At 43.2% G+C, this 14,296-nt stretch carries 10 protein-coding genes; all 10 read left to right on the forward strand.

The genetic code is table 11. The features are described 5' to 3' along the window. The 10 genes from GSY63_RS20325 to GSY63_RS20370 all read left to right on the forward strand — a co-directional run bounded on the left by GSY63_RS20325 (nucleotide 1) and on the right by GSY63_RS20370 (nucleotide 14,017). Nucleotides 1–336, forward strand: coding sequence for an L-rhamnose mutarotase (locus tag GSY63_RS20325; RefSeq protein ID WP_166587694.1), 336 nt, complete (start codon nucleotides 1–3; stop codon nucleotides 334–336). 10 nt (nucleotides 337–346) lie between these two features. Next, nucleotides 347–1,165 carry an amidohydrolase family protein gene (locus tag GSY63_RS20330; protein WP_166587695.1) on the forward strand — a complete coding sequence of 273 codons (819 nt, stop codon included), beginning with the start codon at nucleotides 347–349 and terminating at the stop codon, nucleotides 1,163–1,165. 140 nt (nucleotides 1,166–1,305) lie between these two features. Next, on the forward strand, nucleotides 1,306–3,528 hold the full coding sequence (locus GSY63_RS20335) for a carbohydrate binding family 9 domain-containing protein (protein ID WP_166587696.1): 2,223 nt from the start codon (nucleotides 1,306–1,308) through the stop codon (nucleotides 3,526–3,528). Between the two features lie 133 nt (nucleotides 3,529–3,661). Then, nucleotides 3,662–4,672, forward strand: a complete 1,011-nt coding sequence (locus GSY63_RS20340; protein ID WP_166587697.1) for a LacI family DNA-binding transcriptional regulator — start codon at nucleotides 3,662–3,664, stop codon at nucleotides 4,670–4,672. Nucleotides 4,673–4,823: 151 nt separating this feature from the next. Further along, entirely contained in the window at nucleotides 4,824–7,901 is a 3,078-nt protein-coding gene (locus GSY63_RS20345) for a SusC/RagA family TonB-linked outer membrane protein (RefSeq protein WP_166587698.1), read from the forward strand. Nucleotides 7,902–7,916: 15 nt separating this feature from the next. After that, nucleotides 7,917–9,632: a RagB/SusD family nutrient uptake outer membrane protein gene (locus GSY63_RS20350; RefSeq protein ID WP_166587699.1), complete on the forward strand. Its 1,716-nt coding sequence runs from the start codon at nucleotides 7,917–7,919 to the stop codon at nucleotides 9,630–9,632. A gap of 12 nt (nucleotides 9,633–9,644) precedes the next feature. After that, nucleotides 9,645–11,018, forward strand: a complete 1,374-nt coding sequence (locus GSY63_RS20355; RefSeq protein WP_166587700.1) for a sugar porter family MFS transporter — start codon at nucleotides 9,645–9,647, stop codon at nucleotides 11,016–11,018. A 19-nt stretch (nucleotides 11,019–11,037) separates the two neighbouring features. Next, entirely contained in the window at nucleotides 11,038–12,510 is a 1,473-nt protein-coding gene (locus GSY63_RS20360; protein ID WP_166587701.1) for a family 43 glycosylhydrolase, read from the forward strand. 3 nt (nucleotides 12,511–12,513) lie between these two features. Then, the gene (locus GSY63_RS20365; protein ID WP_166587702.1) at nucleotides 12,514–13,491 is read left to right on the forward strand and encodes an ROK family protein; all 978 of its coding nucleotides are present in this window, start codon (nucleotides 12,514–12,516) and stop codon (nucleotides 13,489–13,491) included. A gap of 10 nt (nucleotides 13,492–13,501) precedes the next feature. Further along, nucleotides 13,502–14,017 carry a hypothetical protein gene (locus tag GSY63_RS20370; protein WP_166587703.1) on the forward strand — a complete coding sequence of 172 codons (516 nt, stop codon included), beginning with the start codon at nucleotides 13,502–13,504 and terminating at the stop codon, nucleotides 14,015–14,017. The last annotated feature ends 279 nt before the right edge of the window (nucleotides 14,018–14,296 follow it).

The following is a 14,296-nucleotide window of genomic DNA, read 5'->3' on the forward strand; positions in this document are numbered from 1 at the left end:
ATGAAACGATATTGCCTAGCGCTGGATCTGATTGATGACGCAGCGCTCATAAATCAATACGAACATTGGCATGCCCCCGGCAACATTCCGCCAGAAATAAAGGCCAGCATTAAAAACTCGGGCATCATCGGTATGCAGATCTATCGTACCGCTAATCGTCTGTTTATGATTATGGATACCGATGAAACTTTCAGTTTTGAACGAAAAGCTGACATGGACGCAGGTAATCCGTATGTTCAGGAATGGGAAAAATTGATGTGGCAATTTCAACAACCTTTGCCCTGGGCTGCTGCCGGTGATAAATGGGTATTGATGGATCAAATATTTCAACTGTAAGCGCCAGGCCATGCATATAGATGCACACCAGCATTTTTGGACGTATAACCCAATTGACTTTGATTGGATAACTGACGATATGGCAAACATTAGGCGGGATTTTTTGCCGGCCGACCTTGAGCCTGTTTTAAAAGAAAATGGTATAGATGGCTGTGTAAGCGTTCAGGCAGAGCAAACTGAAAGTGAAAACGAATGGCTGCTAGCCCATGCTTCAGAAAATCCATTTATTAAAGGGGTAGTAGGGTGGGTGGACCTTAGGGCAAAAGGTGTGGAAGAGCGTTTGGCTTATTACAGCCAAGTGCCGGCAATAAAGGGGTTTAGGCACATATTGCAAGCCGAACCAGATCGCGCGTTTATGCTGCAACCAGATTTTAAAAGGGGCATCAGCTTGTTAAAGAAATATAATTTCACTTATGATATACTCATCAATTCAGATCAACTGGGTTATAGTGCCGAGTTGGTAAAAGCCTTTCCAAATCAAAAATTCGTTGTGGATCATATCGCTAAACCTAATATACGTGCGGGGGAGTTAGAGAATTGGGCTAAACAGATACGTAAGATTGCCCTGTTTGATAATGTAAGTTGTAAAGTTTCGGGAATGGTTACCGAGGCAAGTTTAACCGATTGGAAAAAAAACGATTTTACGCCTTATCTCGATGTTGTTAGCGAAGCATTTGGACCAAAACGGCTGTTGTACGGAAGCGATTGGCCGGTATGCCTTGCAGCTGCCAGCTATGAGCAGGTTATGACTATTGTGACCGATTATTTCTCGGTCGCGGAGCAGGAACTAATATTTGGAATGAATGCCGTAAAGTTTTACAATTTATAGAATCGCAGCTATAACATTCGTGCTTCAATGACGTGGAGAATATTTTAAGTTGCAATGCGAAATATGCGGTTTTAAGTTTAATTTGAAACGCTTTAGAATAAACCGATATATTCTTAATTTAAAATTCCCAAACCACCTAAATGCTAAGAAGGTTACTTTTTGCTGTCTTCTTGTTATTTTCCTACCAGCCGGTATTTGCTCAGGATGCAGTTCTTTTCAATCCTTCAACGGTTCGTCGGGAGATTAAGGCTATAAAAATCAACTCAAACCTTAATATTGATGGTGTACTTAACGAGGCAGAATGGAAAACCGCCATTGGGGCAACTAACTTCACCCAGATCGAACCCTATCAAGGCAAGCCGTCTAATTACCCTACTACTATAAAAGTATTATATAACAGAACTTTCTTGTACATAGGCGTGCTGTGTGCCGATCCACAAGGCAAGAAAGCGATTATGGCCACGGATTTCGCCCGGGATTTTGATCTTTTAAAACACGATCTTGTCAACCTGGCATTTGATACCTTTAATGATCAGCGAAACGCAATGGTATTCGCAACTAATGCTTACGGTGTGCAACGGGATCAGCTTTCATTCGATGATACTTATTACGATATCGACTGGAATGCACTTTGGAAAGTTCGGACTTTACGTACGGATAGCGGCTGGGTTGCAGAGATGGCAATACCGTGGAAATCTTTGCGTTACCCCAAAACAAAGGATAGCACACAATCCTGGGGATTTAATATTTACCGGAATCGCAGGTTAAGTAATGAAACCAGCGCATTTTCGCCGTATCCGCGTATTTTCACTTCTGCTCATATGAATTACGCGGGTGTTTTGACCGGCCTCGAGCCTCCACCGCCTACCTCCAATATTATTGTTGCCCCATACATTCTCGCTTCAACCGATCGTTATAATTATAACGACCCGACATTACCGAAACAGTCCAATTTTAAAGTCGGTGGAGATGTTAAATGGGCGTTGACGCCGAATGCCGTCTTAGATTTGACTGCCAACACAGATTTTGCGCAGGCAGATGTTGATCAGCAAATTAATAATACATCGAGGTTTAATGTTTTCTTTCCCGAGAAAAGACAATTCTTTCTAGAAAATGCTTCTTTGTTCGGTGTGCAGATCAGCATGAACGGCGATAACGCAGGCGGTTCTATGCGTTATCAGCCTTTTAATAGCCGCAATATAGGATTAAGCGCTAACGGTGATCCGGTTCCCATCGCCGGAGGCGGCCGTTTTGTTTACCGTTCGGCAGAAATGAACTATGGCGCAATGGCGATTAGGCAAGAAGGGTATGAGGGTATTCCGGGGACAAACTTTTTCGTTGGACGTTTTTCCCATAATCTGGGGAGCCTTAATAGAATTGGAGGGCTTGTTACCCTGAAGCAGCTACCGGGCGCAGCGAATATTGAAACAACCGTCGACGGTTTTTTCAGAATAGGGCAGGCTAATTCCATAAATGCCATATTTTCTCAATCAACTACCACAAATACGGGTGCAAAAGGATTTGGCGGCATTGTACAGTATTTTAATATTACGAACGCCCATGAGATCTGGTGGACACAATCGCTGATCACTAAAGATTTCGATCCTCAAATGGGCTTTGTTTCCAGAAGCGACGTAATTGCCACAACACCTGGTGCTAATTATTTTTATCGTGGTAACTTATTACCATTTAAAAACTTCCTTTTATCCTATGCGCCAGGCATTACTCCGGAATTATATCATGTTGCTTCGACGGGCAAATTCTCTGAATTCGATCTGCCGATTTTTCCAATTTGGCTAAATTTCAAGAACGGCGGATACTTCGGGTACGGCGTTCAGGGAACCTGGCAGCATTTGACAGCTGTTTTTTCGCCCCTCGATGTCGAGATAGCGCCTGGCGATTACCACTATTTCAATCACCAGTTCTTTTTTCAATCCAATCCTTCCAAGATGATCAATGGTGCCTTTACGTTAACAACGGGTCAATATTTTAATGGGAAACTAACTACTACAGATTATAAACTACAATTTGCCCCAAACCCTCATATCTCACTCATGGGTGAGTTTAATCAAAACTCATTTTCCCATGTTGGCACGCTGGAGAGTTCTAAAACAGTTAACCTCTACATTCTGCAAGGGCGTTTTGCGCTCAATCCTAGGGTACAGCTTACCGGTATTTATCAAAAAAATTCAATTAATGAGTCGGATGCTTATAACGTTAGATTGGCATGGGAGTTTTCCCCGCTAAGTTATGTTTACCTGATTTATAACCGCGGCAACCGTTATCAGATAGTTGATCGTCCTGTACAGACAGAAACCGAAGAACACCTGATATTTAAACTCAGTTATGTGAAGCAATTTTAATATTGTTGTCGCTTTATACTATTTGGGAGGAGCGTTATCACCTCAAAAAGCAAAAAAATTTGCTTTAAACGTTTAAAGTATTATATTTGATTTATAAACCAATTGTAAACCCTGTTTTTACTATCTTTTCCAAATGAAGAAAGTCGGTCTGAAAGACATCGCTTTGCACGTCGGCGTATCAACGGCGCTGGTTTCGTATGTGCTTAACGGGCAAGCAGAAGAGAAGCAGGTAGGAAAAGAAGTAGCGGAAAGAATCAGGCGCGCTGCAGAGGAGCTAGAGTATCGTCCCAACCAGCTGGCTAAAAGCCTGAAGACACGGAAGTCTAATACTATTGGTTTAATTGTTGCCGATATTAATTATCGGTTCAGCTCCGGCATTACCCGGGCAATAGAGGCGGAGGCTAAGCGAAAAAATTATACGGTGATTTTCGGCAGTAGTAACGAAAGCAGCGACAAGTTCTCGGAATTGGTGAACGTACTGGTAAATCATCAGGTCGACGGGCTTATCCTGGTGCCGGTGGAACATGCAGAGCAGTCGATACTTACGCTACAGAAGTCGGATGTTCCCTTTGTTTTGATTGATAGAAATTTTCCTAATATACTGACTAATAGTGTTTTGCTTGATAATTATAAGGCTGCGTATGACTCGACGGTACATTTAATTAATCAAGGGCATAGCAAAATTGCCTTTATTAATTACAATGCGCAGTTGCATAATCTACAGGAAAGAACAAGAGGATATTTGGCCGCGTTGGAAGAACACGGCATAGAACATCATCCTGGATGGTCACTTTTTGTGCGGTCAAGTCATTATGAAAGTGACATGCGAAAAGCTATTCAACAATTAGTATCCGGAAACAAATGTGACGCGATTTTTTTTGCCACCGACAGGTTATCGATCAGCGGGTTGAAGGAAATTGTAAGCCTGAAAGTGAGAGTGCCTGATGATATTTCGGTGTTCAGCTTTGATGAATCTGAAGCCTTTGAACTCTTTAGTTGTCCAATTAGCCATGCGCGCCAACCCTTGGAGAAAATGGGGAAAATTGCGGTAACCATGTTGCTGGATTCTATTAACAAGCCTCGGGCGGTTAACCAAATTTACCTGGAGACACAGTTAGTTATAGAAAAAAGTTGCCGGGAATAATTTTTTGCATATGTCTTTAAACGTTTAAAGCGATAAACATGATTTTTTGTAAACACTTTATTGATTTCGGAAACAGTTCGCCCTAGTCCTTTAAACGTTTAAAGAGCTAAAAGAAGACCAATTACCAATTTATAAATCCTATTGCCTGATTATGAAAATTAAATTATTACTTTTTCTAATGCTGCTTTATGGTGCGGCATTTGCCCAGCAGCAAAGCCTGTCTGGGGTAGTAACCAGTAAAGACCTCGGTACGCCGCTTGCAGGTGTTACCGTTAAGTCGCCGCTACAGACGGTGACGAGCGACAACGCCGGTAAGTTTACCGTAAAAGTATCGGCAAATCAGAGTGTGACATTTAGCTATGTGGGTATGCTATCGGTTACGCACGTATTTAAAGGGGAAACTAAGCCGCTTGCCGTTCAACTGGAGTATTCCTCCGGCAGCTTGAATGAAGTTGTTGTAACGGGTTACCAAACTCAAAAAAAGGCTGATGTTACGGGAGCAGTCGCGGTGGTAAAAATGGCCGATGTTAAGGATGTGCCCCTTGGCAGCCCAACCAAAGCGCTGCAAGGCCGTATACCCGGCGTTTATATTACAACAAACGGCGCGCCCGAGGGCGGTACTACAGTGCGAATACGCGGTATAGGTACGTTAAATAATAATGATCCTTTATACGTAATAGATGGTATCCCGACTACGCGTGGCCTGGAAGAGATCAATCAAAATGATATCGAATCTTTTCAAGTATTGAAAGATGCTGCCTCAGCTTCTATTTATGGTTCTCGCGCAGCCAACGGCGTTATTATCATCACCACTAAAAAAGGTAAAAAGGGATTTAGCCGTATTGATGTAAGCGGAAACGCCTCGCTGCAATACTACAACACCAAGTTGTCTGTACTCAATACGCAACAGCGCGGAGAGGCTTACTGGCGTGCTTCCGTAAATGATGGTACCAATCCGAATAATAACCAGATCTACCAATTTGACTGGAATAATAATTTCAATAACCCTGTCCTTAATAAAGTAATCCTGCCTGCTTATATAGATGCAGCCAAAACAATGCAACCTGCAGATACTAAGTGGTTTGATGAAATTGCACAGACCTCGGTTATTCAAAATTACAACGTAGCGTTTTCAAACGGCAGCGAAAAGGGAAACAGTTTCCTTTCGATGAATTATTATGACAATAATGGTATCGTTAAGGAAACCAACGTCAAGAAAATAATATTCAGGGTTAACACTGATCACAATTTTTTTGATGGCCGGCTGAAGGTAGGTGAAAATTTGAATGCTACCTATGTGAAAGACAAACTGATTCCGGTAAGCGACGCACTTTTCTCAGCGCTTGTTCAACAACCTATAGTTCCGGTATATACGGTAACCGGCGGGTGGGGCGGCCCTGCACCAGGTATGACAGACAGGCAAAATCCCGTGCGCCAGATTATGGATAATCAACAAAATTCGAGTTATTTTGGGCGCATAGTCGGTAATGTGTTTGCTGATCTCACCATTTTGCCTCGCTTGCATTTCAAAACAAGCTACGGGATAGATTATGATGGGACTTATCAGCGAACTTTACGCAAATCGTATGTTTCGGGCTTTCTTGCCGATCCATCTAATCTTGTTAATAATACCCAAAACTATGATGGCAACCTGATCTGGCAGAATACGTTAACTTATGACTTTAGCTACAATAAGCACAAGTTTGATTTTCTTGCTGGCCAGGAGTCTGTGAAATTTATTAACCAAAACTTTTTTGGCAGCAGACAAGGTTACGCGCTCGAAACTATTGATTATGCTTACTTGGACGCCGGTTCTACTAATATTTTAAATGGCGGTAATGGCAGCGCTTATTCTCTGCTCTCGTACTTCGGAAAAATCAACTATGCCTTTGATAATAAATATCTGGCAGCAGTAACGCTCAGACGGGATGGTTCTTCACGATTTGGCGAGAATAACAGGTATGGATTTTTCCCTTCCGCGCAGGTAGGCTGGCGTATAAGCCAGGAAAATTTCATGAAGAAACAGAAATTTATTTCTGACCTGAAATTGCGTTATGATTATGGTGTAACCGGTAATCAGAATATCGGCAACTATGCTACCTATTCGCTTTATAGTGCTATTTACGGTACAGATCCAACATTCAATGCCGACCGTGGTACAGCCTATGACATTACCGGTGCTGGAACTGGCACTTTGCCCTCAGGCTTTGTTAAAATTCAACAAGGTAACCCAAACTTAAAATGGGAAGAAACCAAAGAGCATAACATTGGCCTCGACTTCGGCTTAATGGAGCAAAAAATCACCGGTTCGGTAGATTACTTTATCAAGAAAACTTCCGGGATTTTGATAACCCCGGGTTATCTGGCCGTGATTGGCGAGGGCGGTACCCAAACTTTCAATGGTGGTAACATGCAGAATAAAGGCGTGGAGGTTGCGCTTAATTATCAGAACGATTTCGGAACTGATTGGAAATTACAACTAAACGGCAATTTTGCCACTTTCCGCAACAAGGTAACGTACCTGCCATCGGAGGTTTTAACCGCTTATCCGGGTAACGGTTCAACCCAAACCATTTTGGGGCATTCGATTAACTCCATATATGGTTACGTTGCCCAGGGGTTGTTCACCTCGCAAGACGAGGTAACTAATTCGCCAGATCAACCAGGTAAGGGCTTGGGGCGTATTCGGTTTGCTGATTTAAACGGCGATGGTAAAATAGATGCGAGCGACCGGACATTTATTTCAAACGGCAACCCCGACTTTACTTATGGCTTGAATATCAACCTCAGTTATAAGAATTTTGATCTGGCCGCATTTTTCCAGGGAGTACAGGGTATCAACGTTTATAACACTTACAAAACATATACCGATTTTTCATCCCTATGGCCCGGAACAAACTGGGGCACCCGGGTGATGGATGCGTGGTCGCCAACCAATACAGGGTCAACTATTCCGGCTTTGACATTGGTGGATAGGAATAACGAAGGGCGGACATCTACTTACTTCCTCGAAAACGGTTCGTACCTCAAAATGCGGAATTTGCAGATTGGCTATAATTTGAAGAGCGCGCTTCGGTCTATCAAGGTCACCAACGCAAGGGTCTATTTACAGGGAACTAACTTGTTTACTATTAAGAGCAAGAGTTTTACCGCAACAGATCCGGAGAATCCGGGAGGAGCATATCCAATTCCGGTTATTACGTCCATTGGTTTAGATCTTTCATTTTAATTAATGCCTGCAACCATGAAAAAGCAAATTTTATCAATCATATTGGTTTTAAGCGTGCTGGCCGCTTGTAAAAAGACCCTCGACCAGCAACCCCAGGGGGTTATTTCGAGCGATGAGCTGAATACACCAACGAATATCGAAAAGATGGTAATCGCAGCCTACTCATCGTTAGGTAACGAAAATCTGCATACGTCTAACAGCCTTTGGCCTTGGGGCAGCATGCGTAGTGGCGATGCCTATAAAGGCGGCGACGGTGTGGGCGACAACAGTGAGTGGAACGACTACGAAACCTTTGTAACCAACCAGAACACAAACAGCCTCACCGACCAGATGTGGGCGCAATTGTATAATGGAATTGCCCGCGTTAACAACGCGCTTCAACGGGTAGAGCAGATAGACGCAGGATCGTATCCACAAAAAATTCAGCGCCAAGCCGAAATGCGCTTTCTGAGAGGAAACTATTATTTCATGCTTAAGATCATGTGGAACAGGGTTCCTTACATCGATGAGAGTATAGCGGTAGATCAGTACATCAACATTTCGAACGTGGCACTGACCAGTGATCAGCTTTGGGATAAAATTGCTGCCGATTTTCGCTATGCTGCCGATAATTTACCCGCTACACAAGCAGACAAAGGCCGGCCAACTAAGTATGCGGCCCAGGCTTATCTGGCTAAAACCGAGTTATATCAGGCATACAAGCAGAACGACGAACATACCGTTACCGGGATAGATCAAACCAAGTTAAATCAAGTAGTAACGCTCTGCGATAGTGTGATTAACTATAGCGGTTATGCTTTAGCCGGAGATTTTGGAGATAATTTCCTAACCGCAAATGAAAACGGTCCTGAATCCATTTTTGCCATCCAATATTCAAAAAATGATGGAACGCAGTTTGGTCGTATAGATATGGGGCACTCGCTGGTTTACCCGATGAATCAGGAGTTTGGTTGCTGCTGGCAGCATATTCCAAGCCAGGACCTTGTTAACTCCTTTAAAACTGCATCTACAGGTTTGCCATTATTTACAGGTTATAATAACAGTGACGCTATCGAAGGCGGCGATTTCCTTAACCAGACATTCGATCCGAGGCTTGACCATACGGTTGCCATTCCGGGGCACCCTTACAAGTACGATCCAAAGTTTGTTTATCAAAAAACCTGGGCAAGGGCCCCGGCCATTTACGGTTATTTTTCGGAGTTGAAAGGTACTGTTGATGCCAGCGACCCATCCTTCCAAAAAATTCCGCCATTTATGTCAAGCTCAAAAAACTGGGAGCTGATCCGTTTCGCCGACGTTTTGCTTTGGAAAGCAGAGGCGCTAATTGAATTGGGCAGACCACAGGATGCACTGCCATTGGTTAATCAGGTAAGGCAACGTGCGGCAGTTAGCACGTCGAGGTTAAAGCAAACCGATGGCTCAGCTACATCAAATTATAAGGTGGCCACTTATCAGCCAGGCGTTAATTGCAACTGGACGCAGGATTTTGCCCGACAAGCACTCCGTACCGAACGACGCCTCGAATTTGCACTGGAAGGAAACCGTTTTTTTGATTTGGTACGTTGGGGCATTGCCGATACTTATTTAAACTCATATTTTACTTCGGAGTCATCTAAACGCTCCTACCTGAAAAATGCTAAATTTACGAAGGGACGCGATGAATATCTGCCGATCCCTTTAAACCAAATCAATTATAGCAAAGGCCTGTATAAGCAAAATCCAGGCTTCTAACCAAGTAAAATTATGAGTTTGAAACCAAACGTGTTAATGATCGCCGTTATCGCGGCTACCGGTGGACTGTTGTTCGGCTTTGATACCGGCGTAATTTCAGGAGCCCTTCCGTTTTTGAAACAGTATTGGCAACTTTCAGATGCCAATATCGAATTAATTACAACAACCGTTCTTATCGGCGCTGTTATCGGTGCCCTTACGAGTGGCAAATTGTCTGATGCCATCGGCCGTAAACGGATGATCATCATCAATGCCATTATCTTCACTGTCGGAGCTTTCGGTTGTGCTTATGCGCCCAATGTTACAACACTTATTGTTATGCGCATTATTGTGGGTTTTGCAATAGGTATCACATCATACGTGGTGCCTATGTACATTTCCGAAATTTCGCCAACACGGGTTAGGGGAGGGCTGGTAACCTTAAATCAGTTGATGATTACCATTGGTATATTGGTTTCTTACGTTGCAGATTATCTGTTGTCTGATGATAGTAAGCCCGAGTCGTGGCGTTGGATGTTTCTGGTGGGCTTTATACCGGCAGTAGTATTATTGATAGGTATGTTTTTTCTGCCGGAAACACCGCGCTGGCTCATAAGTAAAGGACGTTGGGAAGAAGGGAAAAAAATACTTCAAAAAGTGGAAGATGCGGATATCGTTGAACAAACCCTGGCTGAGCTACAATTGGACATTCAACTCGAGAGTAATCAATCGGCAAGCTGGACAGAGGTATTCAAACCTTGGTTACGTGCGCCACTCATTATCACCATTGGTATTTTCTTCTTTCAGCAATTCTCAGGTGTCAACACGATCATCTACTATTCACCTATTATCTTTAAAATGGCGGGTATTGTAAGCAATACTGGTTCTATACTGCCCGCTATTATCATTGGTGCGGTAAATGTTGCCGCTTGTTTTGTATCCATATTATTGCTTGACCGTGTGGGCCGACGCCGACTTTATTTTATAGGCATTTGGGGTATGATACCTTCTTTGGCCTTGCTTGGCGCATGCTTTCATTTTAAAGAACAGCTAGGAGCAAGCCTGCCGGTGTTTGCGGTACTAAGTATTGTGTGCTTCATTATTTTTATTGCAATCAGCCTGGCGCCGTTGGGCTGGCTGTTAATTTCAGAAGTGTTTCCGCTCAATGTTCGCGGCGTAGGCATGAGCATCGGCTCTTTATCACATTGGGGCTTTAACGCCATTATTGCATTTACTTTTTTAAAACTGGTTAATACGTTGGGCGTAGACGTAACTTTTTGGCTCTACGCATTGGTTTGTGTGGCAGGTGTTTGGTGGGGATACTATTACATCCCGGAAACCAAAGGAAAATCATTAGAAGAGATCGAAAGCCATTGGAGAACCGGCGGAACACCGCAAAAACTTTAAACTCTAATCTTTGAAAAAAATGAAAAAAATTTCTTTACTCATCCTATCTGTTATTTTCAGCATTACAGTGCAGGCTCAGTTAGGTGTAAAATATGATCCGAATATTCAATCGACTACTTCTATGCAGTATTTTAAGCCCAAAGGCAACCTCTTTGTGGGCGACTGTATCCCATTTTCGCACAACGGTACCTATTATTATTACTGGTTACTGGACTCGGCGCATCACAAAAGCCTTAACGGCCTTGGTGGGCATCAGTGGGCGCTAAGTACCTCTACCGACCTCAAAACCTGGAAACAGCATCCCTTGGTGCTTGGTATTGATGAAGCCTGGGAAAAGTCTATCTGTACCGGCTCGGTAGTTTATCATAATCATAAATATTACGCTTTTTACGCCACAAGGCTGATTAACGAGGAAGGTAAAGTGAACGAGCAATTGAGCTATGCCATTAGCGACGATGGTATTCATTTCGATAAACAAAAGCCAAATCCATTTTATACTTCTGCTCCGGGTTACAGCAAACGTAATTTCAGAGATCCCAAGGTGTTTGTTGATCAAGCAGGTGTTTTTCACCTGTTCGTATCAAGCGAGCAGGAAAATCCGGTTATGAGATCTGCCGCCGGATGCTTGGTACACCTAACCTCGAAAGATCTGAAAAGCTGGAAAGTAGAAGCACCGATTCTTACGGGGCAGGCCAGTGTTCCGGAATGCCCTGATTATTTCTTCTGGAAAGGTTGGTATTACCTTTTCTACAGCGATAACAGCCGAACTTATTATGTGAAATCTAAAAACGCTTATGGCCCATGGGAGGCTCCTCGTCATCAGGCAATTAATGAAGATTTCTCTAATGTGGTTAAGACAGCCGAATTTAAAAATGATCGCAGGATAGCTGCAGCCTGGGTTCCTAATCGTAATGAGAGTAAAGATGGCGGTCACGAAATATTTGGTGGCAATTCGCTGTTCAGAGAAATTATCCAGGAGCCGGACGGTACACTCGATACCCGTTTTCCGGCAGAGATGATCCCTCTAACAAACAATGCGCTTACAGAGGCGATAAAGCCCGCACTGGCTGCCTCTTTAATTGGGCAAGATGGCGCTCTGATCAACTCCCCAAATGGCGTAGGGGCGGCCCGTATTGACCACGTGCCTAACAATTGCCGTATTACCCTCGAGATAGAACCACAGGGAGCGAATGAAGAATTTGGACTGCTGCTTAAAGGTGATGACCAGGGTGATAACGGGTACCGTCTTAACTTTGTTAACGGCGATGGCATTGTAAGCCTGGGTAATACTAATATTACCGGTGTAGAAGGGCTAAATAAAGTGCTCAAAATAGACCTGGTAATGAAAGATGGTATTTTAGATGCCGATATTGACCATAGGCGCACCATCGTAAACCGAACTTATGAACATAATGGCGACGTAGTATGGCTGTATGCTAAACATGGTAAAGTTGCTTTCCGATCAGTTAAAATCTACCCTTTAAAAGACTAAGCCATGCTACTAGGTTTTGACATAGGCGGAACTAAATGCGCCGTACTTATAGGGGATAAAACTGCAGACGATATCCAAATCTTATGTAAAGAGTCGATGCCAACGGACCTGCCGGTATACGATATGATCGAAAAATTATTTGTTACCGCAGAACGGCTCCTTGCTCAGTTTAATATTGGTATAACAAAAGTAGAGGGCATAGGTATTAGTTGCGGTGGCCCACTTAGCAGTAAGAGAGGACTGATTCTGTCGCCGCCAAACCTATTGGGCTGGGATAATGTGCCTATTGTAAAAATGGCCTCGGAGCGATTCGGCAGGCCGGTTTTACTACAAAATGATGCTAATGCCTGTGCTGTAGCCGAGTGGAGATACGGCGCAGGCAAAGGCTACAACAACCTTATTTTTCTAACGTTTGGTACAGGTATGGGAGCTGGCTTAATACTCAATGGTCAGCTCTATTCCGGAATATCAGATTTAGCAGGTGAGGTAGGGCATATTCGATTGGCCGAGATGGGGCCGGTAGGGTTTGGTAAGGCGGGATCATTTGAAGGGTTCTGTAGTGGAGGCGGAATTGCGCAGATCGGCCAGATTAAGGCGAGGGAAATGTTACAGGTGGGCAAATCCGTAGCCTATTGCAATAGTATTGAAGAACTAACCCAGTTAACGGCTAAATCAATTGCCGAGGCTGCTTTTGCTGGCGACGAAACAGCTTTAGCTGTTTATCAACTCTGCGGGCAATACTTAGGCAAGGCACTCGCCTTATTTATTGATATGCTGAATCCGGAATTAATTATCCTGGGAAGTATTTTTGGTCGTTCGGAAGAACTATTGAGGCCGGCAATGATGGAATCGATTAACCAGGAAGCTTACTTTGAATCTATTGCTGCCTGTAAGATTGTTCCTGCTGGTTTATCAGAAAACGTTGGTGATATGGCTGCGCTATCCCTCGCAACAATGTCAAACCAAACAGCATTTCAATAATTAACCTGCAATGAAAGGCCGTTTAAAAATTGTACTGGTTTTTACATTGCTGTTTAATTCGTCGGCAAGGTTGTTGGCTCAAGACTATCAAACGCATTGGCCAGCGTTTAAAATCGGGAGGACTGACGCCTCTTACTACGGCGGTGAAGATCTTCAACCCCGTAGCAAGGTTTTGTTTGTTTATTTTTTGCCCGATTGCGACGACTGCCAGCATTTTACAACCAAGCTTTTGGAACAACGCAATAGGTTGCAGGGTTTCCGGGTGATTATGATCACCAACACGCCGCTGCAACCGTTGCGTGCTTTCGAAACAAAATATCATTTGAAACAGTATCCGGGCATTGTTGCAGGAACTGAGGGGAGTACGTTCGTGTTTCAGCGCGCTTTCCATATTCAGCAATTTCCTTTTGCTGTGTTATATGCTAATGGACGTCAATTGAAAACTTTCTCCGGCGATGCGATTGGAATGGTACAGCAAATTGTTGATGCTGTTGATAAGAACCAGTCTCGTTCCAAAACTCCCTGATTTATATGTCGATTCTGGTGGGTGAATTTCTAAAATAGGAATCACTCACCTAATCATTTACCACGATTTTGATTTTTATAGCCGTTTACCCTATCCAATAATTGACATTTGTAATTCTACTGGCATTGCAGGAGAGGGAGCACATCTGGTGCTTAACCTATATTTCAAGAAAATCTAAATAAAGCCTAGTCATCTGTTCTTATTTATTTTATATTAATTAATATTAAAAAATATTGCAATTTGTTTAGATTTATATTATAATGAAAATCAATTAGTTGT

It is taken from the genome of Mucilaginibacter agri (assembly GCF_009928685.1).
Classification (GTDB): Bacteria; Bacteroidota; Bacteroidia; order Sphingobacteriales; family Sphingobacteriaceae; genus Mucilaginibacter; species Mucilaginibacter agri.